This window comes from Pseudomonas sp. AE27 (genome assembly GCF_037113495.1).
GTDB classification, from domain to species: domain Bacteria; phylum Pseudomonadota; class Gammaproteobacteria; order Pseudomonadales; family Pseudomonadaceae; genus Aquipseudomonas; species Aquipseudomonas palmensis.
In genome coordinates this window covers 4,423,537-4,447,381 of record NZ_CP146966.1, presented here as the reverse complement: position 1 = coordinate 4,447,381, position 23,845 = coordinate 4,423,537, and the positions used below count along the sequence as shown (strand labels likewise).

17 protein-coding genes are annotated in these 23,845 nt (G+C 64.6%); 8 read left to right on the top strand and 9 right to left on the bottom strand.

What is annotated here, in order from left to right; all coding sequences use genetic code 11:
* The first annotated feature begins 89 nt into the window (after positions 1-89).
* Entirely contained in the window at positions 90-4,736 is a 4,647-nt protein-coding gene (locus tag V9K84_RS20325; protein WP_338792245.1) for a hypothetical protein, read from the top strand.
* A gap of 5 nt (positions 4,737-4,741) precedes the next feature.
* Here the strand turns inward: V9K84_RS20325 and V9K84_RS20320 are convergent, their stop codons facing one another.
* The 4 genes from V9K84_RS20320 to gpmI form a co-directional block, all read right to left on the bottom strand.
* The gene (locus V9K84_RS20320; protein WP_088514670.1) at positions 4,742-5,515 is read right to left on the bottom strand and encodes a divergent polysaccharide deacetylase family protein; all 774 of its coding nucleotides are present in this window, start codon (positions 5,513-5,515) and stop codon (positions 4,742-4,744) included.
* Positions 5,515-6,834, bottom strand: coding sequence for a S41 family peptidase (locus tag V9K84_RS20315; RefSeq protein ID WP_043862202.1), 1,320 nt, complete (start codon positions 6,832-6,834; stop codon positions 5,515-5,517). The genes V9K84_RS20320 and V9K84_RS20315 overlap by 1 nt, the downstream gene beginning before the upstream one ends.
* A gap of 89 nt (positions 6,835-6,923) precedes the next feature.
* Positions 6,924-8,210, bottom strand: coding sequence for a murein hydrolase activator EnvC (locus V9K84_RS20310; RefSeq protein WP_043862201.1), 1,287 nt, complete (start codon positions 8,208-8,210; stop codon positions 6,924-6,926).
* 177 nt (positions 8,211-8,387) lie between these two features.
* On the bottom strand, positions 8,388-9,923 hold the full coding sequence (gene gpmI, locus V9K84_RS20305; protein ID WP_088514671.1) for a 2,3-bisphosphoglycerate-independent phosphoglycerate mutase: 1,536 nt from the start codon (positions 9,921-9,923) through the stop codon (positions 8,388-8,390).
* 214 nt (positions 9,924-10,137) lie between these two features.
* On the opposite strand from gpmI, the gene V9K84_RS20300 reads away from it, so the two are divergent.
* The 3 genes from V9K84_RS20300 to secB are packed head-to-tail and all read left to right on the top strand — an operon-like array spanning position 10,138 to position 11,333.
* On the top strand, positions 10,138-10,554 hold the full coding sequence (locus V9K84_RS20300; protein WP_043862199.1) for a rhodanese-like domain-containing protein: 417 nt from the start codon (positions 10,138-10,140) through the stop codon (positions 10,552-10,554).
* A 1-nt stretch (position 10,555) separates the two neighbouring features.
* Complete coding sequence (gene grxC, locus V9K84_RS20295) at positions 10,556-10,810, top strand: glutaredoxin 3 (RefSeq protein WP_043862198.1); 255 nt, start codon at positions 10,556-10,558, stop codon at positions 10,808-10,810.
* Between the two features lie 34 nt (positions 10,811-10,844).
* Entirely contained in the window at positions 10,845-11,333 is a 489-nt protein-coding gene (gene secB, locus V9K84_RS20290) for a protein-export chaperone SecB (protein WP_043862197.1), read from the top strand.
* Between the two features lie 49 nt (positions 11,334-11,382).
* On the opposite strand, the gene V9K84_RS20285 is transcribed toward secB, so the two are convergent.
* The gene (locus V9K84_RS20285; protein ID WP_043862196.1) at positions 11,383-11,838 is read right to left on the bottom strand and encodes a tRNA (cytidine(34)-2'-O)-methyltransferase; all 456 of its coding nucleotides are present in this window, start codon (positions 11,836-11,838) and stop codon (positions 11,383-11,385) included.
* On the opposite strand from V9K84_RS20285, the gene V9K84_RS20280 reads away from it, so the two are divergent.
* The gene (locus V9K84_RS20280; protein ID WP_043862195.1) at positions 11,837-12,274 is read left to right on the top strand and encodes a hypothetical protein; all 438 of its coding nucleotides are present in this window, start codon (positions 11,837-11,839) and stop codon (positions 12,272-12,274) included. The two genes, V9K84_RS20285 and V9K84_RS20280, sit on opposite strands and share 2 nt — an antisense overlap.
* A 271-nt stretch (positions 12,275-12,545) precedes the next feature.
* Here V9K84_RS20280 and ntrC read toward each other — a convergent pair whose 3' ends face one another.
* From ntrC to glnA, 3 genes are all read right to left on the bottom strand, one after another.
* Entirely contained in the window at positions 12,546-13,982 is a 1,437-nt protein-coding gene (ntrC, locus tag V9K84_RS20275; RefSeq protein WP_043862194.1) for a nitrogen regulation protein NR(I), read from the bottom strand.
* Positions 13,979-15,064 carry a nitrogen regulation protein NR(II) gene (gene glnL, locus V9K84_RS20270; RefSeq protein WP_043862193.1) on the bottom strand — a complete coding sequence of 362 codons (1,086 nt, stop codon included), beginning with the start codon at positions 15,062-15,064 and terminating at the stop codon, positions 13,979-13,981. The genes ntrC and glnL overlap by 4 nt, the downstream gene beginning before the upstream one ends.
* A gap of 382 nt (positions 15,065-15,446) precedes the next feature.
* Positions 15,447-16,853: a glutamate--ammonia ligase gene (gene glnA, locus V9K84_RS20265; protein WP_043862192.1), complete on the bottom strand. Its 1,407-nt coding sequence runs from the start codon at positions 16,851-16,853 to the stop codon at positions 15,447-15,449.
* Between the two features lie 331 nt (positions 16,854-17,184).
* On the opposite strand from glnA, the gene thiI reads away from it, so the two are divergent.
* Together thiI and typA are read left to right on the top strand one after the other, a co-directional pair.
* A complete protein-coding gene (thiI, locus tag V9K84_RS20260) occupies positions 17,185-18,639 on the top strand; it encodes a tRNA uracil 4-sulfurtransferase ThiI (RefSeq protein ID WP_043862191.1) in 1,455 nt (484 codons plus the stop codon).
* A 128-nt stretch (positions 18,640-18,767) separates the two neighbouring features.
* On the top strand, positions 18,768-20,588 hold the full coding sequence (gene typA, locus V9K84_RS20255; RefSeq protein WP_043862190.1) for a translational GTPase TypA: 1,821 nt from the start codon (positions 18,768-18,770) through the stop codon (positions 20,586-20,588).
* A 169-nt stretch (positions 20,589-20,757) separates the two neighbouring features.
* Here typA and V9K84_RS20250 read toward each other — a convergent pair whose 3' ends face one another.
* Complete coding sequence (locus V9K84_RS20250; RefSeq protein ID WP_043862189.1) at positions 20,758-21,162, bottom strand: YkgJ family cysteine cluster protein; 405 nt, start codon at positions 21,160-21,162, stop codon at positions 20,758-20,760.
* A gap of 200 nt (positions 21,163-21,362) precedes the next feature.
* Between V9K84_RS20250 and V9K84_RS20245 the strand changes: the two genes are divergently transcribed.
* The gene (locus tag V9K84_RS20245) at positions 21,363-23,813 is read left to right on the top strand and encodes a glycogen/starch/alpha-glucan phosphorylase (RefSeq protein ID WP_058541651.1); all 2,451 of its coding nucleotides are present in this window, start codon (positions 21,363-21,365) and stop codon (positions 23,811-23,813) included.
* The last annotated feature ends 32 nt before the right edge of the window (positions 23,814-23,845 follow it).

Here is a 23,845-nt window from a genome sequence, read left to right as displayed (position 1 = left end):
AACTATGTAGTGCCCCGGCCATGCACCGGGCTGCTGTGATGGATCGTCGCTGTGAATTGCACAGCCCGATCACTCATGGAAGGTGTTAGATGCCACTGCATATCCTGCAAGACCTGCCCACGCCCGAACCCGACAATGCCCTCGCCGCCATGGTGGCCGAGCAGTTCGCCAGCCGCCCGACCCTGCGCAGCGCAAGCGTCACGCTGCTGGAGCGCTTGCTGCGCGAGTACTTCCCCGGGCTGTCCGCCGATGTGGAGGCGCTGCGCTTGTACGTGCCCGACAGCAGCGCGCAGTTCTATCAGGTACGCCCGCTGGTGGACGCTGCACTGGACAACCTGTGCACCTGGGAACCGTTGCAGATGCATGCGGGGGGCTTGTCCGGTTTTCTGGGCCAGGCCGACGCGGTGAAACTCAAGCTGCAGGGCCATGCACTTGATGCGGACACCCTGCGCGAAATGATCAAGGTGTTTGCCGACGGCATCGTGGCCGAGTTCCAGCGGGCCCTGATGAACTACTGGCAGGCCAGGGGCAGTGAAGGCGTTCCGCGCCTGAGCTGGCTGGCCAGAACCCTGGCCCAGGCCCTGGTGCCACACGCCGGCGGCAAACAGGCCTGGGCCGGGATGCTGGGCCAGGTGCTGCAATGGCCACGCTGGTCGCTGCGCCAGGCCCAGGGCGAGCAGGCCGTGCGGGTGTACCTGGTGCAACTGCAGCTCGACGCCAGCCTGATCAGCACGCAGATGCTGCTCAGCGATCTGGTGTTGGTCCGCGGCGAGCAGGTGCTGCGCTGTACGCCCGCAGGTCAGGTCAGCGCCCACGCCTCGCTGAAGGCGTTCGGCGAGGCGTTGACCGGCGAACTCGAAGGCGCCTATCGGCTGGTCGGGCTGCAGTGGCAGTTGCTGGAGGTCGAAGGCAATCCGTTCAGGGTCCAGGCCGAGGCGTTGCTCGATCAGCAGTTGCGCGACGTGCAGGCGCTGCGCCTGGGCGGGCAGTCGGTGACTGAGCCCGAGGGGTTGTTTGCCACGGTGTCCGATGTGGCTGCGCGCCTGGCCGGCAACCGGGCATTCGTGCCGACGCCTGCCGACACCCAGGTGCTTGGCCAGCTGCCGGCATGGCTCAAGCAGGCTTCGGGGGCCGATTACCTGGACTACCGCATGCAATGGCTGAGCATGGCGCTGGCGCACCAGCGCAATGCCGGCAAGGCCTATGACCACGGTATCCCGACCCTGCGCGACTATGCCGCCAAGGCGCTGGGCGAGCGCATGGCGGCAGATCAACCGGGCGGTCCGACCTACGACCCCTACAAGCTGGTGCTGACCTTCCAGGTGCCCTATGGCCAGGGTGGCTTCGGCTTCGTCGAGACGGTCAGGCTGCTGCTGGTGGATGCCGCGCTGGAAAACCTGTCCGGCCTGCCCAAGGGCCCGATGAGCATTGCCCATGCCGATGGCGACGAGATAGCCGCATGGCTGAGCGCCGAGTATGTGATGACACTCATCACCGCCGTGGATGTCGGGGCCAACTACCTGGCAGTGATCGAACAGGCCATGCGCACCGATGCACGCCAGGCCGACGAGCGTCGGCAGCTGTTCGCCGACACGCTGCGCGCACAACTGCCATTGCTGGCGCTGGAATACCGGATCAGGGGCGAGCAGGGCTTCACCCGCCAGGGCCTGCGCTGCGTGGACTACGCCATGAGCACCGACCAGACCGACCGGGTCGAGGTGCGCCCGCTGACCTTCCTCAGTGGCGAAGGGGCCAGCCCCGACGTGGTCGACAACATGTTCGTGTTCGCCCTGCCCGGCAGGCCCGAGCGGGTGCTGTACCGACCGCTGTTCGAGCCCCTGCTGCGCGAGTTTGCCAGCGAGGCTGCATTGTTCAAGGCCCTCGAGGAGCCCGAGCTGCAAGCCAGCGTGCTGAGCTGGATGGGGCAGGACGCCCGGCGCATCTATGCCAATGGCGGCTTTGCCAACCCTCACCTGGGCATCACGGTGGATGAACCGGTGGCTGTGCCGGGGGCGAACGTGCCGCGTCTTGGCGGCGCTGCGCTGACCGGTGACCTGCTGGCGCATTTCTACACCAGTACGGTGGATGCGCTGATCACCCTGGGTGACCGGCAATCGGTATCCAACGCCGAGGATCGCTGGCTGCGCTTCAAGGAGGCGGGCTGGCTGCTGTTCAATATCGCGCTGCCCTACCTGCGTGGGCCGACAGCTGTCGCCGGATGGCTGGTGCAACTGGTCAGCAGCCTGGACAGCGACTTCAAGGCGCTGCGCGAGGGGGATGACACCGCGCGCGCCCAGGCCGTGGTCGACCTGCTGTTCAACCTGAGCACGGTGTTCATGCACGGGGCCGGGGAGGTCGGCATGGCGCGCGCGACGCCGATCAAGGTGCAGCCCTCGATGCTGCAGCAAACGTTGCCGGTGCGCGGCGAGCTGCCAGTGACCGGCGTGCTGGTACCGGTGCAGCAACCCCTGGGCCCGCAACTGCGCAGTGCCGGTGCGTTGCCGACGGCCATGGACTTCTCCTGGAGCGGCATGCGCAACGAAGCGACGCCCGAGCTGCGTGCGTTCCTGCGCCCGATGCAGGTCATGCCCGGCCAGGAGCCGACGGGCCTGATCGAGACGGGGGAGCGCCGCGGCCTGGCGCTGATCGACGGGCACGCGCATGTAAAACTCGATGACCGCTGGTACCGCGTGCTGGAGGTGGAGGGACGCTTCTGCATCGTCGACCCCCTCGACAGCAGCCGCCGTGGCCCGTGGCTGCGGCGCAGCAGCGAAGGCAGCTGGCAACTGGACCTGCGCCTGGGGCTGCGCGGGGGCGGGCCGAAAAAGCGCATGAGCCTGCAGGAGAAGAAGGCGCAGAACAGGCAGCAGCTTCAGCAGCTCAACGCCACGCTGGAGTCGGCGCAGCAGGATTGCCTCAGGCGCATTGTGGCCATGACCCCCAAGGCCAACGAGCTCAACGCCTTGCTCGACCCGATGTTCAAGGCCCAGCGCGAGTACCAGCTCGATCGCACGGCGACCCGGCTGGTGGCGATGAAGCAGGCACGCACGCGTGCGCAAGTGGCCGAGCAGGCACTCAAGGTCGAGCAGGACGCCTTCATCGAAGTGGCCAAGGACCTGCTGCGCACCATCCTCGAAGCCCGCGAAACCCTGAAACTGGCGGATTTCTACGGCCATATCACTGCGGCCGACTACAGCAAGGCGCTGAACCTGAACTTCAGGATGAACTTCCAGGCGCGCCTGCAGTTGCAGGCCCAGTACCACAGCAAGCAGTTCAAGATCGCGTTGCACGATGCCTGGATCGAGAATGCGTTCCAGGTCACCCTGGGTGATACCGCACAGCCGTTTTCCGCGTTGCTGGAGGCCAACACGCTGAACGAGACGTTCCACTTGCTGGCCCTGGAGCAGGCCGAGGCCTGCAGCGGCCTGGTCGAGGAGGTTCGCCGCGAGCCGGCGGTCAAGGCCACGGCCGACGAGATCATCCGCTATGGCGAGGCCAAGCGTGAAGAGCTCAAGGTGTTCAGCGCCCAGCGCATCCGCACGAGCTACCTGGAAATCCTCGGCTACATGAGCCTGGACACGCGTATCGCGGACGTCACCCAGCGCCCGTTCTACAAGGACTTGCTGCTGGACCCGGACATCGTCGCCGGGGTGCTTTCGCATGAGCAGCTGGGCATCGATGCCCAGGAGTTCACGCCCCAGGAGCGCATCCAGGTGCTGCGCGAGGCCTCGCACTGCTACTCGCGGGCCAAGGCGGTCGCCCAGTATGTGGGCGACCTGTTCGCGCCGGCGCCCGGCAAGGACTATCTGGCGGCGTTCGTGCAGACCCTCGACGAGCTCGATGCCAGCGCCAGGGCAGAACTGGACAGCCTGGTCACGGTGCCGGCCACCAGCACGGCGCCCCGGCCGACGCGCAAGCACAAGCGCAAGGTGATCGTCACGCGTACCCGCCGGGTGGTGGTGGGGCGGGTGCGGGCGCCATCGGCCGGCGAGCCGGTGCCGATCGTGGATATCGAGGACGCCAACCACCTCATCGTGGCGTCCTACCGCGAGCACGGCGGCGATGACTGGAACCCGATCAAGACCGTATTGCCCGCTACGCCGGTCGGCCTCAAGCCGCGCAAGGCCCTGCGCAGCGAGGCGCGCCAGGTGCTCGATCAGGTCGCCCCGCTCAAGGCCAAGCAGCAGGGGTTGTCCGGCAGCGGGCATCAACCGGGGGATATCGTGTTTCCGCTGACCATCCTGGCCGATCGGCTGATCCGCGTGGCGGATGACTTCGAGCGCCACAGCGGCCTGCCCGATACCGAGCAGGCCACCGTTGCCCAGCTGCGCCAGGAGGCCCAGGGGCTCAGGGACGCAGCCGATGCCCTGCGCCTGAGCATGTGCAAGGCGCAGAAGCCCACCGCGCGCAACCTGCTGTATCTGTGGGAGCGCAAGCAACTGCACATCGAATTCAAGGCGCCGCGCAAGGCCCTGGCGGCCGGCGACTTCATCGACGAGTACGAAGTGCGTGTGGCGGGCGGCGACAAATGGTACGTGCACCTGCACTATCCTGCCCTGGACACGCCCACGGCAGCGTTCAGCAAGGGCCACATCAAACTGGAGGCACAACGCACCAAAGGCTATGCCGACCTGCTCGAAGAGGCGAAAACCACCGGCAAGATGGGCGTGATCTGGCGTGCCGACCTCACCCCGGCCTTCATCAAGGGCTGGTTTCCGCTACGCCCCCTGGCGTAGGCGCCTCACTGGCCGCCGGCGCTGGCGCGATAGCGCCCGCCGGCACCGTGAGCCGCCATCGCCTGGTTGCTGCGCAGGGCAATCATCTGGTGGATCTCGACCCACTCGATGCCCTGCGCCTTCAGGCGAGGCAGCTCGCGTTCGAGCACCTCCAGGGTTTGCGGGTAGGGGTGGCCGATCAGCACGGCCGAGCCCTGCCGGTGCGCCAGCTCCACGGCGATGCGCAGTTGCCCGGCAATCGCCTCGGGGGTGCGCACGTCATCCAGGAACACATCCCGCGACAGGCTTGCCAGCCCCTGTTCCTGCGCCTTGGCCGCAGCGACCGTGGCGGCGCTGGTGCGGCTGTCGACAAAGAACAGATGGCGGCGCTGCAACTCGCCCATCAGCCAGGCCATGGGCAGCGGCTGTGCAGTCATGCGGCTGCCCATGTGGTTGTTGATGCCGCTGGCATAGGGCACCTTGGCCAGGGCTGCGCCCAGGCGTTGTTCCAGCTCCGGCAGCGGGGTATCCGGGTGCCAGGCGTAGGGGCCGGTGGCCGGGTCCATGGGCATGTGCAGGATCACCGTCTTGCCGGCCTTGTGCGCCTGGCGGGCGAACGCGGTGGCGTGCGGGGTATCGGGCATGATCGCGAGGGTGACCGGGCCGGGCAGGGCCAGAGTGCGCGCATCTCGCGCAGGGCTCTGCCCCAGGTCGTCGATGATCAGCGTGAGGTAGGCCTTGGCCGGTGCCGCGTGTGCGGTACCGGCCAGGCAGAGCAGGGCGAACAGCAGATAGCGCATCACTTGCCGCTGGTGATGCTCAGGCCCTTGAGCAGGTTCAGCGCCTGGCTGAGCTGGAAGTCGTCGTCCTGCGGACGGTCCTTCTTGCTCGCGGCCTTGCCCGAAGGCCGGTCGGCGCCGCCGTTGCCGTTGCCCAGGTGACCTTGCAGGTCGGCTTCCTTGAAGTTGTCGTTGTCCTGCTCGCTGGTGATCTTGGCGCGGCGCACCTCAATGTCCGGCACGATGCCCTGGGCCTGGATCGAGCGGCCGTTGGGGGTGTAGTACAGCGCGGTGGTGATCTTCAGGGCGCGGTCGTTGTTCAGCGGCAGCACGGTCTGCACCGAGCCCTTGCCGAAACTGTCGGTGCCCATCAGCACGCCGCGCTTCTGGTCCTGCAGGGCGCCGGCGACAATCTCGGAGGCCGAGGCGCTGCCGCCGTTGATCAGCACCACCAGCGGCACGCCTTCGCTGGCATCGGCCGGGTCGGCCGAGAAGCGCAGTTCGGAGTTGGCGATGCGGCCCTTGGTGTACACGATCAGGCCCTTGGTCAGGAAGTGGTCGGCCACTTCGACGGCGGCCTGCAGCACGCCACCGGGGTTGTTGCGCAGGTCCAGCACCAGGCCGCGCAGTTTCTTGCCGTTGTCCTTGCGCAGCTTGGCCAGGGCCTTGCCGACCTCTTCGCCGGTCTTGACCTGGAACTGGGTGATGCGGATATAGCCGTAGCCGTCCTCGAGCAGCTGCGACTTGACGCTCTTGACCTGGATGACTGCCCGGGCCAGGGTCACGTCGAACGGCGTGCCGCCGTCGCGCACCAGGGTCAGGGTGATCTTCTGGCCGATCTTGCCGCGCATCTTGTCGACCGCCTCGGTCATGGTCTGGCCGCGGGTCGGCTGGCCGTCGATCTTGACGATCAGGTCGCCCGCCTCGATGCCGGCACGCGAGGCCGGGGTGTCGTCGATGGGCGATACCACCTTGACGAAGCCGTCTTCCATGCCCACTTCGATGCCCAGGCCGCCGAACTCGCCGCTGGTGCTCTCCTGCAGCTCCTGGAAGTCTTCCGGGCCCAGGTAGGCGGAGTGCGGGTCGAGGTTGCTGAGCATGCCCTTGATGGCGTTTTCGAGCAGGGTCTTGTCGTCCACCGGCTCGACATAGGCGGCCTTGATGCGGTCCATCACCTCGGCGAAGGTGCGCAGCTCTTCCAGCGGCAGCGGCGCCTGGGCAGTGACCGTGGTCGGTGCCACCGTGGCTGGCTTGGCAGGCTCGGCCGCGTGGGCCAGTGGCGCGCCGATGACCAGGGCAATGGTCAGGGCCAGCGAGGTAAGGCGAGGCGTATGCAGCATGTCGAACGAACTCCTGATCCTGGTTTTGCCCCCGGGGGAGCGTCGCTGGCACCGGTTGGCGGGGCTAGCGTGAAATGAACGATGTGCCCCTATCCCTGGGCACGGCACCATTGTGTCGGGTCGCTCGGGCGGCCTTGCTGGCGAATCGCGAAGTACAGGGCGGCGGTGTCCTGGCCGCCGCTGTTGCCGACGGTGGAGATCGCCTCGCCCGACTTGACCACGTCGCCGGCATTCTTGAGCAGGCTCTGGTTGTGCCCGTACAGGCTCAGGTAGCCGTTGCCATGGTCGAGAATGACCAGAAGTCCGGCGCCGCGCAACCAGTCGGCGAACACCACGCGCCCGCCATGCACCGCATGTACCTGGCTGCCGGCGGAGGCGCTGATCATCACCCCGTCCCACTTGGCTCGCGAGTCGTCGCCGCGGGTTTCACCAAAACGTGCCAGCAATCGACCATTGACCGGCCATGGAAGTTTGCCCCGTGCTGCAGAAAAAGCGCCGCCGAAGGTGGCGCCGTCGCTGGAAACCAGCGGCCCGGGCACTGCCCTGGGCTTTTTCGGGGTGGCGTCCTGGTTGGCGGCCAGGGCTTCGCGCTGGCGCTGCTTCTCGGCTTCCTGGGCGGCCAGCAGGGCGCGCTGACGTGCCTCTTCGGCTTCGCGCGCCTGGCGTGCCAGGGTCTGCTCGATGGTCTTGAGCACCTGGGCGAGGTCGGCCTGGTCCTGTTCGCGGGCGGCCAGCTTCTGGTCGCGCGCCTTGACGTCGCTGTTGAGCTTGGCCAGCACCTGCTGGCGCTCGGCGCGGACCTTTTCCAGGTCCTGGCGCTGGGTTTCGAGGGTGCCTTGCTGGGCCAGCAACTGGGCCTGCTGCAGGGCGATGTCCTTTTCCACATTGGCCAGCTGGCGCAGGGTCTCGTTGAAGCTGCGCAGCTGCTCCAGGCGGGCCTGGCTCAGGTAGTCGTAATAGGTGAGGGTGCGCGCGAACTTCTCGGGGTTCTGCTGGTTGAGCAGCAGCTTGAGGTATTCCTCGCGACCGTTCTGGTAGGCCGAACGGGCCTGGATGGCGATCAGGCGTTGCTGTTCAACGCGGGCGCTCTGGAGTTTTTTTTTCTCTTTGTCGAGGCGCTCCAGCTCGCCTTCAGTCTTTTTTAGTTCCTGCTGCAGGGCCTCCACCTGCTTTTGCAGCTTGCCGATTTCGGTTTCGGTGCCGCGCAGGTCTTTCTGCACGCCGGACTTTTCCTGCTGCAACTGGCCAAGCAGCTTTTTCAGCTCGGCAATGTCCTGGCGCGTGGCGTCCAGTTGCTGCTGGGTTTGCGCGCGCTCGTCGGCGAATGCCGGGCCGAACAGGCAGGTCAGGGCTATGAGGATAAGTGCGCGAAGCATGGAGTAGGCGGAACCCAGGATGGAGACTGGCCTAGTATGCCCGCCATGGCGATCAAAAAAAACGACCTTCAAGCGGGATGCGATTCAGCTGCCTGTTTCAAGCTGCACGCCGCAAGAGGCGCAGCGCACGTGGCGCTGGCTCCTGCAGCTTGAACCGTGCAGCGTGGGGCGTGCAGTTCAGACGTCTACGAGAATCGAAGTACCGGTCATTTCGGCCGGTTTTTCCAGGCCCAGCAGCTTGAGCATGGTCGGCGCCACGTCTGCCAGCACGCCGCCTTCACGCACCTTGAGGTTGCGCTTGCCGACATAGATGAACGGCACCGGCTCGGTGGTGTGGGCGGTGTGGGCCTGGCCGGTGCACGCGTCTTCCATCTGCTCGACGTTGCCGTGGTCGGCGGTGATCAGCGCTTCGCCACCCACCTTGTCGAGGGCCTCGACGATGCGGCCCACGCACAGGTCCAGGGCCTCCACGGCCTTGACCGCAGCGTCGAACACGCCGCTGTGGCCGACCATGTCGCCGTTGGCGTAGTTGACCACGATCACGTCATGGCGCTGCTGTTCGATGGCCTCGACTATGCGGTCGGTGACCTCCGGCGCGCTCATTTCCGGCTGCAGGTCGTAGGTGGCGACCTTCGGCGACGGGATCAGGATGCGCTCTTCGCCTTCGAACGGTTCTTCGCGCCCGCCGGAGAAGAAGAAGGTGACGTGGGCGTACTTTTCGGTTTCGGCGATGCGCAGCTGGGTCTTGCCCTTCTTGGCCAGGTACTCGCCCAGTACGTTGTTCAGGCTGCCTGGGGCGAACGCCGCCGGGGCGGCGATCTTGGCCGAGTACTGGGTCAGGCCGATATAGGCGGCCAGCTTGGGCAGGCGTGCGCGCGGGAACTCGTTGAAGTCCGGCTCGACGAATACCCGCGACAGCTCGCGGGCGCGGTCGGCGCGAAAGTTCATGAAGATCACCGCGTCGCCGTCCTCGACCCTGACGGCCTCGCCCACGCGGGTGGCCTTGACGAACTCGTCGCTCTCGCCGCGTGCATAGGCGGCTTCAAGGCCGGCGGTGGCGGTGCTGGCGCTGAATTCGGCGGTGCTGTCGACGATCAGGTTGTAGGCGGCGCTGACACGGTCCCAGCGGTTGTCGCGGTCCATCGCGAAATAACGGCCGATGAGGCTGGCGATGCGGCCCTTGCCCAGGCGGGCGAAGGTGGCGTCGAGCAGTTCGATGGAAGACTGTGCGCTCTTGGGCGGGGTGTCGCGGCCGTCGAGGAAGGCGTGCAGGTAGATCTTCTCGGCGCCACGTTGCGCGGCCAGTTCGGCCATGGCCACCAGGTGGTCCTGGTGGCTGTGCACGCCACCGTCGGACAGCAGGCCGAGGATGTGCACGGCCTTGCCGGCACCGGCAGCCTTGTCCACGGCGTCGCACAGCACCGGGTTCTGGAAGAACTCGCCATCCTTGATGGCCTTGGTCACGCGGGTGAAATCCTGGTACACCACGCGCCCTGCACCCAGGTTCATGTGGCCGACTTCGGAGTTGCCCATCTGCCCGTCGGGCAGGCCCACGTCCATGCCCGAGCCCGAGATCAGGCCGTGCGGCTGGGTGGCGCGCAGGCGGTCGTAAACCGGCGTGGTGGCCGAATAGATGGCGTTGTATTCGTGGCTTTCGCTGTGACCGAAACCATCCAGGATGATCAGGACCAAGGGTTTTGGCGTGCTAGTCATCTATCCCACTCGCGCTTTTGTCAGGTGATAAAGACACGCATTTTAGGGCAAATTGGTCAGCAGTGACGAATTAACCTTGCGCGCCCGCCATTGCCGCCCGACGGGTAGCAGCCCGGCAATGAGAATTACTGTCGACAACCAGTGCCGGTGGGCTTTGGCCGGCCTTGGGTGCTGTGTATACTGCCCATCATTTTTAACGGCCCGGAACCCTCTGATGGTTGCTCACCTGATCGAATTCGCGACATCTCACTATCTGCTGGTTGGTATCTTCGTCGTTCTGCTGGTCCTGCTGATCGTCACCGAAGCGCGCAAGGGCGGCCGCAGCCTGAGCAACGGCGAACTGACCGCGCTGGTCAACGCCGACAAGGGCCTGGTCATCGATATCCGTGCCAGCAAGGAGTTCTCCGCCGGTCACATCGTCGGTGCGCTGAACATCCCGCAGGACAAGTTCGCCGCGCGTATCGGCGAGCTGGAAAAGCACAAGGCGACCAAGACCCTGATCGTGGTCGACAACCTGGGCCAGCATGCCGGCGCCGTGTGCCGCGACCTGCTCAAGGCCGGCTTCAACGCCGCCAAGCTGTCGGGCGGCGTGTCGAGCTGGAAGGCCGACAACCTGCCGCTGGTGAAGTGACATGAGCAACGTCATCGTCTACTCCAGCGACTACTGCCCTTACTGCTCGCGTGCCAAGCAGCTGCTGTCCAGCAAAGGTGTGGCCTTCGAAGAGATCAAGGTCGATGGCAAGCCCCAGCTGCGCGCAGAGATGAGCCAGAAGGCCGGCCGCACCTCGGTGCCGCAGATCTGGATCGGCAGCACCCACGTCGGCGGTTGCGACGACCTGTTTGCCCTTGAGCGCGCCGGCAAGCTCGACGCGCTGCTCAAGGCCTGAATTCCCTACAAGACCCTGCAAAGAAGGATCTGTCATGACTGAAGAACAGAACAACGGCGCTGCGGCAGCCGACGAAAGCTCTCCGCAATTCTCCCTGCAGCGCATCTATGTGCGTGACCTGTCGTTCGAAGCGCCGAAAAGCCCGGCGATCTTCCGCCAGCAGTGGGAACCGAGCGTCGCGCTGGACCTGAACACCAAGCAGAAAGGCCTGGAAGGCGACTTCCACGAGGTCGTGCTGACCCTGTCGGTCACGGTCAAGAACGGTGAAGAGGTTGCCTTCATCGCCGAAGTTCAGCAGGCGGGTATCTTCCTGATCAAGAACCTCGACCCGGCTTCGATGAGCCACACCCTGGGCGCGTTCTGCCCGAACATCCTGTTCCCGTATGCGCGTGAAGCGCTGGACAACCTGGTGACCCGTGGTTCGTTCCCGGCCCTGATGCTGTCGCCGGTGAACTTCGATGCCCTGTACGCGCAAGAGATGCAGCGCATGCAGGAAGCAGGCGAAGCGCCTTCGCTGCAGTAAGCTGACTGCGGTACGTTGAAAGCGCCCTTCGGGGCGCTTTTTTCATGCCTCAGGCAAAACCTTGCTGGCGCCAGGCTTCGTACACCGCCACGGCCACGGTGTTGGACAGGTTCAGGCTGCGGCAGCCTTCACGCATGGGCAGGCGCAGGCGCTGGTCGCTGCCCAGCGGGTCGAGCACCTCGGGCGGCAGGCCACGGCTTTCAGGGCCGAACAGAAAGGCGTCGCCGGGGGCGAAGGCCACGTCGTGAAACGGCCGCGAGCCCTTGGTGGTGAAGGCGAACAGGCGCGGGTTGCCCAGGCTCTCGAGGCAGCTGGGCAGGTCGCTGTGGCGCTTGAGGGTGGCGTACTCGTGGTAATCCAGGCCCGCACGGCGCAGGCGCTTGTCGTCCAGTTCGAAGCCGATCGGGTCGATCAGGTGCAGCTGGCAGCCGCTGTTGGCGCACAGCCGTATAATGTTGCCGGTATTCGGTGGAATTTCCGGTTGAAAAAGGATGACGTGAAACATGCACGGCTCCGAGCATAAAGATGACGAGCATTCTACCCCCGAACCGGACCCGCGTTCGAAACTGTGGCCGCGGGTGCTGTTCTCCATGGCCCTGTTCGGCATGCTGGTGGGCCTGATGATCGGCCGCCTCACCGCGCCTGAACCACGGGTACTGGAGCGGGTGGAGGTGGTGGCCGATGGCCTGAACCTGTGGTTCAACGAAGAGCCGCAACTGCATGGCGAGGAGGTCGAGGGCACGCTGGCGCTGGTGTTCCAGGCCAGCGGGCGGAGCCAGAAGGGTCAGTTGCAGTTGGCGGGCAAGCCCGTGAGCTGGCGCCTGCAGAACAGCGACCAGGGCCTGTTGCTGAGCCTGGTGGCGGCCCGGCCGCTGCGCGGCGACTGGGCCGGCGAGCCGCTGCAGGGCCGCTGGAGGGTGCAGGTGAAACTGCACGAATAAAAGAGGGGATTCCCCGGCCTGCCTGTACCAAGGTCCCCAAAACTGGGTCGTGCTTAGGTATATGCAGGTGGTGTGCCAAGTTGGCCTGGGGCAATGGAACCAGGGGTTTTGCAGGGTTTGATGCGGTTGTGAGGGGTGTTTTTGCCTTCAGGCGGTGCAGCGGGGGCAGGCATGGTGCAGCAATGGGGCAAGCCCTTTGCCGGCAAGGCCGGCTCCTACAGGTACGGCGGCGTTTGTAGGAGCCGGCCTTGCCGGCGAAGAGGCCCCTGAGTCAGGCCTCGTCGTCGCCCTCGTCGTCCCCGCCGTCGACCTTCATGCCCAGTTCCTTGATCTTGCGCGTCAGGGTGTTGCGCCCCCAGCCCAGCAGCACCGCTGCATCGCGCCGCCGCCCGGCGGTGTGCTTGAGCGCCGTCTCGATCATGATCCGCTCGAAACTCGGCACTGCGCTGTCCAGCAGGTTCGACTGGCCACGGCTCAGCGCCTGGTCGGCCCACTGGCGCAGCGCCTGCTCCCAGTTGGTCACCGGCGCCGCGTCCTGCGGCAGGTTCAGCAGCTCCGGCGGCAAGTCGCCGATATGCACCTCGCGCCCCGAGGCCATCACCGTGATCCAGCGGCAGGTGTTCTCCAGCTGGCGCACGTTGCCCGGCCACGGCAGGTTGCGCATGAACTCCTCGGTCTCCGGCTTGAGCAGCTTGGGCTCCACCGACAGCTCCTGCGCCGCACGCCCCAGAAAGTGCCGGGCCAGGGTCGGGATGTCTTCGCGGCGGTCGGCCAGGCGCGGGATGTGGATGCGGATCACGTTCAGGCGGTGGAACAAGTCTTCACGGAACTTGCCGGCCTGCACCAGGGTTTCCAGGTTCTGGTGGGTGGCGGCAATGATGCGCACGTCCACCTTCACCGGCACATGCCCGCCCACCCGGTAGAACTCGCCATCGGCCAGCACGCGCAGCAGGCGGGTCTGGGTGTCGGCCGGCATGTCGCCGATCTCGTCGAGAAACAGCGTGCCGCCGTCGGCCTGCTCGAAACGCCCCCGGCGCAGGTTGGCCGCGCCGGTGAACGCGCCCTTTTCATGGCCGAACAGTTCGGACTCCATCAGGTCCTTGGGGATCGCCGCCATGTTCAGCGCGATGAACGGCGAGGCGGCGCGCGGGCTGTGACGGTGCAGGGCGTGGGCCACCAACTCCTTGCCGGTGCCCGATTCGCCGTTGATCAGCACGGTGATGTTGGAATGGCTGAGCCGGCCGATGGCGCGAAACACCTCCTGCATGGCCGGCGCTTCGCCGATGATTTCCGGGGTGCGGGTCAGCGCCTGGGGCTCGGCCATGCCCTGCTGTTCCTGGGCGTGCTGGTTGGCGCGCTTGACCAGCGACACCGCCTCGTCCACGTCGAATGGCTTGGGCAGGTACTCGAACGCGCCGCCCTGGTACGAGGCCACGGCGCTGTCCAGGTCCGAGTGCGCGGTCATGATGATCACCGGCAGACGCGGGTGCTGCTCGCGGATCTGCGCCAGCAGGTCCAGGCCGCTGGCACCGGGCATGCGAATGTCGGAGATGATCACGTCCGGCTGCTGGCGGGCCAGGCGGCTCATGACCCCATCGGCACTGTCGAAGCTCTGGGTGGTCATGCCTTCCTGTTGCAGGGCTTTTTCCAGGACCCAACGGATGGAGCGGTCGTCGTCGACGATCCAGACGGTTTCGCTTCGGCTCATGAAGAAGTGGCTCCTTGTTCCAGCGGCAGGAAGATCGAGAAGGTGGTGTGGCCAGGGTGGCTGTCACATTCGATCAGGCCCTGGTGCTGGCTGATGATGTTCTGGGTGATGGCCAGGCCCAGCCCGGTACCGTCCGGGCGACCGCTGACCATGGGATAGAAGAGGGTGTCCTGCAGTTCCGCGGGGATACCCGGGCCGTTGTCGATGATTTCGATGCGCGCCACCAGGCGGTGGCGGGTGTGGCCGATGGTGAACTGGCGCATGGCGCGGCTGCGCAGGGTGATGCGGCCCAGGCGCAGCTCGTTCTGCCCGCTGATGGCCTGCATGGCGTTGCGCACGATGTTGAGCACGGCCTGGATCATCTGCTCGCGGTCCACCAGCACGTCGGGCAGGCTCGGGTCGTAGTCGCGCACCAGGGTGATGCCGCCCTGGCTTTCGGCCTCCACCAGGCTGCACACGCGCTCGAGCACTTCGTGGATGTTGGTCATGGCCAGCGACGGCAGTTTGTTGGAGCCGAGCATGCGGTCGACCAGGTTACGCAGGCGGTCGGCCTCTTCGATGATGACGTTGGTGTAGTCCTTGAGGCCGTTGTCGGGCAGTTCGCGGGCCAGCAGCTGCGCGGCGCCACGGATGCCGCCCAGCGGGTTCTTGATTTCGTGGGCCATGCCGCGCACCAGCATCTTGGTGGTTTCCTGCTTGGACAGCTGCGCCTCTTCCTTGGTGATGCGCAGCAGGCGGTCGCGCGGGTGCACTTCGAGCAGCAGCAGGGTGCGGCCGTGGTTGAGGATCGGGGTGACGGCGTAGTCGACGGTCAGGGTCTGGCCGGTGAGGGCGGTGAGCATGGCTTCGCGCTTGGTGAACGGGTGCGCGTGCTCCACGGCCTGGCGCAGCGAGTTGAGCGCTTCGGTCGATTCGGTGAACAGCTCGCTGATGAACTGCCCGTGGCTGCGCTGGCCGCTGATGGCCAGGAGCATTTCCGCTGCCGGGTTCATGTACTCCAGGCGCAATTCGGCATTGAGCAGAATGGTGGCAGTGGTCAGGTTGTCCAGTAGCAGTCGGTGCAGTGCATCGCTGATGGTCATGGGGCGTCGTTGACCTCTTTTGGCACAGTACCGCCCTGATCGGGGCCAGGGTGGCGCGCGCTGGTAATCGGCTGATGCCAGGAAAATGCAAGAACCAAACCAAGGCTCCGAAAAGAAGCGCAATTCCCTGAAACCGGGCCTTGGCTGCGCAAAAAATGACTGGGTTAACAGGTTGCAGGCTGTTTTTGAACCAAAATGGGCTGTTGGTGCAGGGGTAGCGCTGCCTTGTGCACCATTGTAGAGCACTGCTGACTTCATCGCGGGTCAAGCCCGTTCCCACTGGTTTGTAGCAGCGGCTTGACCCGCGATGAAGTCAGCGCAAAAAAAGGCCTCCCGAATGGGAGGCCTCTCTCGTTACGCCGCGTGAGCGAGCGTCACTGGCTTAGCAGCTGTAGTACAGCTCGTATTCCAGTGGGTGTACGAAGGTGCGCACCTTGATTTCTTCTTCGCTTTTCAGGGCGATGTAGGCATCGATGAACTCGTCGGAGAACACGCCGCCCTTGGTCAGGAACGCACGGCCCTTGTCCAGCTCTTCCAGGGCTTCCTTCAGGCTGCCACAGACCTGCGGGATCTCTTTGGCCTCTTCAGGCGGCAGGTCGTACAGGTTCTTGTCGGCGGCATCGCCTGGGTGGATCTTGTTCTGGATGCCGTCCAGGCCGGCCATCAGCAGCGCAGCGAAGGCCAGGTACGGGTTGGCCGCCGGGTCCGGGAAGCGCGCTTCGATACGGCGGGCCTTGGGGCTCGACACGTAAGGAATGCGGATCGAGGCAGAACGGTTGCGTGCCGAGTAGGCCAGCATGACCGGGGCTTCGAAGCCCGGGACCAGACGCTTGTAGGAGTTGGTCGACGGGTTGGTGAAGCCGTTCAGGGCCTTGCCGTGCTTGATGATGCCGCCGATGAAGTACAGGGCGGTATCGGACAGGCCGGCATAGCCTTCGCCAGCGAAGGTGTTCTTGCCGTCTTTCCAGATCGACATGTGCACGTGCATGCCCGAGCCGTTGTCGCCGTACAGCGGTTTTGGCATGAAGGTAGCGGTGCGGCCATAGGCGTCGGCAACGTTGTGCACGACGTATTTCAGGGTCTGAACTTCGTCAGCTTTTTTCACCAGGGTGTTGAACTTGACGCCGATTTCGTTCTGACCGGCAGTCGCCACTTCGTGGTGGTGCACTTCGACGACCTGGCCCATTTCTTCCAGTGCGTTGCACATGGCAGTACGGATCTCGTGGTCGTGGTCGAACGGCGGAACCGGGAAGTAGCCGCCCTTGACGCCTGGACGGTGGCCCTTGTTGCCACCTTCCACGTCCTGGTCGGACATCCACGAGCCCTGCTCGGAGTAGATCTTGAACATCGAGCCCGAAATGTCGGACTTGAACTTCACTTCGTCGAAGATGAAGAACTCAGGCTCAGGGCCTGCGAATACGGTGTCGCCGATGCCGGTGGAGCGCAGGAACTCTTCGGCCTGCTTGGCGATGGCGCGCGGGTCGCGGTCGTAGCCTTGCATGGTCGACGGTTCGATGATGTCGCAGACCAGGATAAGGGTCGGCTCTTCGGTGAACGGGTCGAGCACGGCGGTGGAGTCGTCCGGCATCAGGATCATGTCGGAGGCTTCGATGCCTTTCCAGCCAGCGATGGAGGAACCGTCGAACATCTTGCCGGCTTCGAAGAAGTCGTCTTCCAGCGCGTCACGGGCTGGCATGGTGACGTGGTGCTGGGTGCCCTTGGTGTCAGTGAAGCGCAGATCAATCCATTTAACGTCATGATCTTTGATGAGTTGAACCGACTTCGACATGGTGTCCTCCGGGTGGGGTAGAGCGTGCCTGTGCAGCCCTTGTAATTTGGGTGATGCCGGGCGCGAATAGTCGGCCAAGGCAACCTGCCTCACAAGGGAGCAAATTGCATGCCAGTGCCCCGAGTTGGGTTTTTCGCCCCATTCTCACGCGTTTACGGGTGCCAACGGCGCTTCAGGGGTTTTTCCTGCACTCTTAGGAGGCGTTTTTTCGTTTGAGTGACCCAAAATGGTGCGCGTGAAACCTTCTGTACAAAAGTTGCTCAAAGCTTGAGCGAATTCCGCTATAATCCGCGCCCCTTCTTTTTCGGCTGGCCACGCGCGCGCTGTTTTCATGAAACTAATCGTCAAAGTCTTTCCAGAGATCACCATCAAGAGCCGCCCGGTTCGAAAGCGCTTCATCCGTCAACTGGGCCGCAACATCCGCACCGTGCTCAAGGACCTGGATCCTGCGCTCGCGGTCGATGGTGTCTGGGACAATCTGGAGGTGGTCACCCGCCTGGACGACGAGAAAGTGCTGCGCGAAATGACCGAGCGCCTGAGCTGCATGCCGGGCATCGCGCATTTCCTCCAGGTCGATGAGTACCCGCTGGGCGATTTCGACGATATCGTCGCCAAGTGCAAGACGCATTTCGGCCACCTGCTGGCCGGCAAGCACTTTGCCGTGCGCTGCAAGCGCGGCGGCCACCATGATTTCAGCTCGATGGACGTCGACCGCTATGTCGGCAGCCAGCTGCGCCAGCAGTGCGGCGCCGCCGGCATCGACCTGCGCAACCCCGAAGTGGAAGTGCGCATCGAGATCCGCGACAAGCGGCTGTACGTGATCCACAACCAGCACAAGGGCATCGGCGGCTACCCGCTGGGCGCGCTGGAGCAGACCCTGGTGCTGATGTCCGGCGGCTTCGACTCCACCGTGGCGGCCTACCAGATGATGCGCCGCGGCCTGATGACCCACTTCTGCTTCTTCAACCTGGGCGGCCGTGCCCACGAGCTGGGCGTGATGGAAGTCGCGCACTACCTGTGGAAGAAGTACGGCAGCAGCCAGCGCGTGCTGTTCGTCAGCGTGCCGTTCGAAGAGGTGGTGGGCGAGATCCTCGGCAAGGTCGACAACAGCTACATGGGCGTGACCCTCAAGCGCATGATGCTGCGCGCCGCCACCAACATCGCCGACCGCCTGCAGATCGACGCGCTGGTCACCGGCGAGGCGATTTCCCAGGTGTCCAGCCAGACATTGCCCAACCTGGCGGTGATCGACTCGGCCACCGAGAAGCTGGTGCTGCGCCCGCTGCTGGCCAGCCACAAGCAGGACATCATCGACCAGGCCAATGAAATCGGCACCGCCGAGTTCGCCAAGCACATGCCCGAGTACTGCGGCGTGATCTCGGTGAACCCGACCACCTGTGCCAAGCGTCACCGCGTCGACCATGAAGAGAAGCAGTTCGACATGGCCGTTCTCGAGCGCGCCCTGGAACGCGCCCGCCTGGTGTCCATCGACCACGTGATCGATGAACTGGGCCAGGATATCCAGATCGAAGAAGTCAGCCAGGCGCTGGCCGGGCAGGTGGTGATCGACATTCGTCACCCCGACGCCCAGGAAGACCAGCCTCTGGAACTGGACGGCATCGAGGTCAAGGCCTTGCCGTTCTACGCCCTCAACAGTCGCTTCAAGGAGCTGGACCCCACGCGCCAGTACTTGCTGTATTGCGACAAGGGAGTGATGAGTCGCCTGCATGCCCACCATCTACTGAGTGAGGGGCATGCCAATGTGCGCGTTTATCGTCCGACATAAGATGCCGGGGTTGTATGGCGGCAGTATCCGCCATCGCCCTCCCGACCGACGAGCCCGTTGAGCGCCGTTCATTCACATTCGCCGCCTAGACTGGGCGGCAACCCGAATCCTCTGATCGAGATACACAAGTGATCGAAAATCTACGCAACATCGCCATCATCGCCCACGTTGACCATGGCAAGACCACCCTGGTAGACAAACTGCTGCGTCAGTCCGGCACCCTGGAGCGCAACGAGCTCAACGACGAGCGCGTGATGGACTCCAACGACCAGGAAAAAGAGCGCGGCATTACCATTCTGGCGAAAAACACCGCCATCAACTGGAACGGCTACCACATCAACATCGTGGACACCCCGGGCCACGCCGACTTCGGTGGTGAAGTAGAGCGCGTGATGTCGATGGTCGACTCCGTGCTGCTGCTGGTAGACGCCCAGGACGGCCCTATGCCGCAAACCCGTTTCGTGACCAAGAAGGCTTTCGAAGCCGGCCTGCGTCCGATCGTGGTGATCAACAAGGTCGACCGTCCGGGCGCGCGTCCTGACTGGGTTCTGGACCAGATCTTCGACCTGTTCGACAACCTGGGTGCCACCGACGAACAGCTGGACTTCAAGGTCGTCTACGCCTCGGCCCTGAACGGCATTGCCGGTCTGGACCACACCGAAATGGCCGAAGACATGACCCCGCTGTACCAGTCGATCGTCGACAACGTGCCAGCGCCAAGCGTCGACCGCGACGGTCCGTTCCAGATGCAGATCTCGGCACTGGACTACAACAGCTTCCTGGGCGTGATCGGTGTTGGTCGCATCGCCCGTGGTCGCGTCAAGCCGAACACCCCGGTTGTGGCCATCGACGTTGACGGCAAGCGCCGCAACGGTCGTATCCTCAAGCTGATGGGTCACCACGGCCTGCACCGCGTCGACGTCGAAGAAGCCCAGGCTGGCGACATCGTCTGCATCAGCGGTTTCGACGAGCTGTTCATCTCCGACACCCTGTGCTCCCCGGACGCAGTCGAGGCGATGAAGCCGCTGACCGTCGACGAGCCGACCGTTTCGATGACCTTCCAGGTCAACGACTCGCCGTTCTGCGGTAAGGAAGGCAAGTTCGTCACCAGCCGCAACATCAAGGAGCGTCTGGACAAGGAGCTGCTGTACAACGTTGCACTGCGCGTTGAAGAAGGCGACTCGGCCGACAAGTTCAAGGTATCGGGCCGTGGTGAGCTGCACCTGTCGGTACTGATCGAAACCATGCGTCGCGAAGGCTTCGAAATGGGTGTTGGTCGTCCGGAAGTGATCATCCGCGAAATCGACGGTGCCAAGCACGAGCCGTTCGAGAACGTCACCATCGACATCCCTGAAGATTCGCAGGGCAAGGTCATGGAAGAAATGGGCCTGCGTAAAGGCGACCTGACCAACATGGTGCCGGATGGCAAGGGCCGTGTACGTCTGGAATACAACATTCCAGCCCGTGGTCTGATCGGTTTCCGCAACCAGTTCCTGACCCTGACCAACGGTGCAGGCATCCTGACCTCGATCTTCGATCGCTACGCGCCAATGAAGTCCGGCCACATGTCCGGCCGTCAGAACGGCGTACTGGTATCGGTAGAGACCGGCAAGGCGCTGACCTACTCGCTGGAAACCCTGCAGGCGCGCGGCAAGCTGTTCGTCGAGCACGGCCAGGAGATCTACAACGGTCAGATCGTCGGTCTGAACAGCCGTGACAACGACCTGGGCGTCAACCCTACCAAGGGCAAGAAGCTCGACAACATGCGTGCTTCGGGCAAAGACGAAACCATCGCTCTGGTGCCACCTGTTCGCTTCACCCTGGAACAGGCCCTGGAATTCATCCAGGACGACGAGCTGTGCGAAGTCACGCCCAAGTCGATCCGTCTGCGCAAGAAGATCCTGGACGAAGGCGAGCGTACCCGCGCTGCCAAGAAAGCCAAGAACTGAGTTAGCTCAGGCTGAATGAAAACGCCCCCGGCCGAAAGGCCGGGGGCGTTTTTGTTTGTATGGGGTGCGGCATGCTTCAGGTAGGAGCCAGCCTTGCTGGCGAAGGCGGCACCGCGACCGTCAGTGAGCGCGCGGTGAAGGCTTCGCCGGCAACGCCGGCTCCTACAGCTCAGCGGGCCACGGGCTTTGGCTTGTACGCGCAGTACCCCGGCCGCGGGCCGATCCTTGGGTGGTTGCGGCAGGTGTCGGGGCGCTTGTCGTAAATGGTGCAGAACCGCGTCTTGCGGTCCAGGTACAGGCAATCGTCGTTGCTCATGCGCTGCAAGGTGAAGATCCCGGACTTCTGGTTGAAGCGCTCGACGATCCCATCCTTCTGCAGGCGCTTGGCGATGTTCTTGGGCGGCTCGCCCCGTTCGAATTCGTCCACCACGCCAATGCGGATCAGATCCGTGAGCTTGACCTCCACCGGCAAGGTGCAGCAACTGGACATGCAGCCCCCGCACATGTGGCTGGAATACCTCTGCCAGGTATCCAGGCGGTCGAGTTCGGCGGCGGCAATCAGGGTCGGTTTCATCAGGTTCGGTTTTTCAGATGGTCGGGTGGGCGCGCGATCATACCGGAGTTGGTCAAAATGTGAACAACCATTTGCCGGGTTCGTGCCAACCCGGTACCGCTTTTGCACAGAAACAAACGAACCCGCGCTACCGCGCCCGGTCGAACCGTCTAGGCTGAGAAATCCCCATCCGCATTCGTCAACTTGCCCGAGGACGTCGTATGTCTCAGGAACCACTCGCACGTGACGCACAGGTGGCTGCCTTTCGCACCGCTGTACTGGAAAAACTGACCTATGCCGTCGGCAAGGACCCCGAGCACGCCTTCGACCACGACTGGTTCGAGGCCATCGCCCTGGCCGCCCGCGACCACATGGTCGACCACTGGATGGACCACACGCGGCAGATCTACCGCAAGAGCCAGAAGCGCGTCTATTACCTCTCCCTCGAATTTCTCATCGGCCGCCTGCTGTACGACAGCCTGAGCAACCTCGGCCTGCTGGACATCGCCCGTGAAGCAATGACCGGGCTGGACGTGGACCTGGAGCGCATCCGCCTGCTCGAACCCGATGCGGCACTGGGCAACGGCGGCCTCGGGCGCCTGGCGGCGTGCTTCATGGAGAGCATGTCGACCCTGGGCATCGCCGCCCACGGCTACGGTATCCGCTATGAGCACGGGCTGTTTCGCCAGGCCGTGGTCGACGGCTGGCAGCAGGAGCAGACCGAAAACTGGCTGGATTTCGGCAACCCCTGGGAGTTCGAGCGTGCCGAGGTGATCTACCCGATCAGTTTCGGCGGCAGCGTCGAGACCCGGCACGACGAATCCGGCCAGCCGCGCCAGGTGTGGTGGCCGGCCGAAACGGTGCGCGCGGTGGCCTACGACACGCCCGTGGTGGGCTGGCGTGGTGCCAGCGTCAATACCCTGCGCCTGTGGCGCGCACGGGCCCTGGAAGAGCTGCACCTGGAGCGTTTCAATGCCGGCGACCACCTGGGCGCGGTAGCCGAAGTGGCCCGTGCCGAGAGCATCTCGCGGGTACTGTACCCGGCCGACAGCACCGAGGCCGGCCAGGAGCTGCGCCTGCGCCAGGAGTACTTCTTCGTCTCGGCCTCGCTGCAGGACCTGCTGCGCCGCCACCTGAACATGAACCCCACGCTGCTCAACCTGCACGAAAAGGCCGCCATCCAGCTCAACGACACCCACCCCTCGATTGCCGTGGCCGAGCTGATGCGCCTGCTGGTGGACCAGCACGAACTGCCGTGGGACACCGCCTGGCAGCTCACCGTCGACACCCTGGCCTACACCAACCACACCCTGCTGCCCGAGGCGCTGGAGACCTGGTCGGTGGGGCTGATGGAGCGCATGCTGCCGCGCCACATGCAGATCATCTACCTGATCAACGCCTTTCATATCGACGCGCTGCGGGCCAAGGGCATCCATGACTTCGACGTGCTGCGCGCGGTGTCGCTGATCGAGGAGGACAACGGCCGGCGGGTGCGCATGGGCAACCTGGCGTTCCTCGGGTCGCACAGCGTCAACGGCGTGTCGGGGCTGCACACCAAGCTGATGCGCAGCACCGTGTTCGCCGAACTGCACAAGCTCTACCCCGAGCGGATCAACAACAAGACCAACGGCATCACCTTCCGCCGCTGGCTGTACCAGGCCAACCCGCCGCTCACCCGCATGCTGGTGGAGGCGCTGGGGCCCGAGGTGCTGGACGACCCCGAGAAGCACCTGCGGCGCCTCGAACCGTTCGCCGACAAGCCGGCGTTTCGCAAGGCCTTCGCCCAGCAGCGCCTGCACAGCAAGAAGGCCCTGGCCAACCTGATCCAGGAGCGCCTGGGCATCACGGTCGACCCCGAGGCGATGTTCGATGTGCAGGTCAAGCGCATCCACGAATACAAGCGCCAGTTGCTCAACCTGCTGCATACCGTGGCGCTGTACCAGGCGATCCGCGCCGAGCCGGGCACGCACTGGGCGCCGCGGGTGAAGATCTTCGCCGGCAAGGCCGCCGCCAGCTATCACCAGGCCAAGCTGATCATCAAGCTGGCCAACGACATCGCCAGGGTGGTCAACAACGACCCGACCGTGCGCGGGCTGCTCAAGGTGGTGTTCCTGCCCAACTACAACGTGAGCCTGGCCGAGAGCATCATCCCGGCGGCGGACCTGTCCGAGCAGATCTCCACCGCCGGCTACGAGGCTTCGGGCACCAGCAACATGAAGTTCGGCCTCAATGGCGCGCTGACCATCGGCACCCTGGACGGCGCCAACGTCGAGATGTGCGAGCAGGTGGGGGCCGAGCACATGTTCATCTTCGGCCTGACCTCCCAGCAGGTGGAGGCGCGCAAGCGCAGCGGCGATTTCGGTGCCAGCTCCGCCATCGGCGCCTCGTACCGGCTCAACGACGTGCTCCAGGCGATCCGCGGCGGGGTGTTCTCGCCGGACGACCCGGCGCGCTACGTGGGGCTGATCGATTCACTGGTGCCGTATGACCGCTTCCTGGTGTGCGCCGACTTCGATGCCTACTGGGAGGCCCAGCGCCGCGTCGAGGAGCTGTGGCACGACCCCCAGCAGTGGTGGCGCTCGGCCGTGCTCAATACCGCGCGCATGGGCTGGTTCTCGTCGGACCGCACCATTCGCGAATACGCCGGGGAGATATGGAACGCGCTGGAGTAGGCGCCTGGCATCGGGCCCGGGGGCGTGAACCT

Coding starts and splice junctions, on each gene's coding strand:
- V9K84_RS20300 (WP_043862199.1), top strand. CDS start 10,138: ATGGTTGCTCACCTGATCGAATTCGCGACATCTCACTATCTGCTGGTT.
- ntrC (WP_043862194.1), bottom strand. CDS start 13,982: ATGAGCCGAAGCGAAACCGTCTGGATCGTCGACGACGACCGCTCCATC.
- grxC (WP_043862198.1), top strand. CDS start 10,556: ATGAGCAACGTCATCGTCTACTCCAGCGACTACTGCCCTTACTGCTCG.
- V9K84_RS20250 (WP_043862189.1), bottom strand. CDS start 21,162: ATGAAACCGACCCTGATTGCCGCCGCCGAACTCGACCGCCTGGATACC.
- thiI (WP_043862191.1), top strand. CDS start 17,185: ATGAAACTAATCGTCAAAGTCTTTCCAGAGATCACCATCAAGAGCCGC.
- V9K84_RS20310 (WP_043862201.1), bottom strand. CDS start 8,210: ATGCTTCGCGCACTTATCCTCATAGCCCTGACCTGCCTGTTCGGCCCG.
- V9K84_RS20325 (WP_338792245.1), top strand. CDS start 90: ATGCCACTGCATATCCTGCAAGACCTGCCCACGCCCGAACCCGACAAT.
- gpmI (WP_088514671.1), bottom strand. CDS start 9,923: ATGACTAGCACGCCAAAACCCTTGGTCCTGATCATCCTGGATGGTTTC.
- glnL (WP_043862193.1), bottom strand. CDS start 15,064: ATGACCATCAGCGATGCACTGCACCGACTGCTACTGGACAACCTGACC.
- V9K84_RS20245 (WP_058541651.1), top strand. CDS start 21,363: ATGTCTCAGGAACCACTCGCACGTGACGCACAGGTGGCTGCCTTTCGC.
- glnA (WP_043862192.1), bottom strand. CDS start 16,853: ATGTCGAAGTCGGTTCAACTCATCAAAGATCATGACGTTAAATGGATT.
- V9K84_RS20285 (WP_043862196.1), bottom strand. CDS start 11,838: ATGTTTCACGTCATCCTTTTTCAACCGGAAATTCCACCGAATACCGGC.
- V9K84_RS20320 (WP_088514670.1), bottom strand. CDS start 5,515: ATGCGCTATCTGCTGTTCGCCCTGCTCTGCCTGGCCGGTACCGCACAC.
- V9K84_RS20315 (WP_043862202.1), bottom strand. CDS start 6,834: ATGCTGCATACGCCTCGCCTTACCTCGCTGGCCCTGACCATTGCCCTG.
- V9K84_RS20280 (WP_043862195.1), top strand. CDS start 11,837: ATGCACGGCTCCGAGCATAAAGATGACGAGCATTCTACCCCCGAACCG.
- secB (WP_043862197.1), top strand. CDS start 10,845: ATGACTGAAGAACAGAACAACGGCGCTGCGGCAGCCGACGAAAGCTCT.